Origin of the sequence: Brevibacterium sp. SIMBA_078, from assembly GCF_046534565.1 — a bacterium.
GTDB lineage: Bacteria > Actinomycetota > Actinomycetes > Actinomycetales > Brevibacteriaceae > Brevibacterium.
In genome coordinates this window covers 1-245 of the sequence record NZ_JAWRYQ010000478.1, presented here as the reverse complement: position 1 = coordinate 245, position 245 = coordinate 1, and the positions used below count along the sequence as shown (strand labels likewise).

Genomic DNA, 245 nt, shown 5'->3' with positions numbered 1-245 from the left:
CATGGTAGGCACGCCATGAAGTCCGGTGCACTTTTCTTGTTGTACTACCTCTAAAGTGGTTTTTGGATCGAAAGAATCACTAGGATAAATAGCTGCAGCGCCTTTACTTACGCACAATAAGCTGCCTAAAACCATGCCAAAGCAATGATAAAGCGGTACAGGGATACAGAGCTTATCGCGTTCAGTAAAATGCATTGCTTGGGCAACAAGCAGTGCATTATTAAGAATGTTTTTATGCGTTAGCG

At 42.9% G+C, this 245-nt stretch carries 1 protein-coding gene; it reads right to left on the bottom strand.

Annotation, left to right across the window (positions count from 1 at the left end):
* Positions 1-245: AMP-binding protein (locus tag SB749_RS20475; RefSeq protein WP_410711927.1), on the bottom strand; the 245-nt coding region annotated here is incomplete at both ends.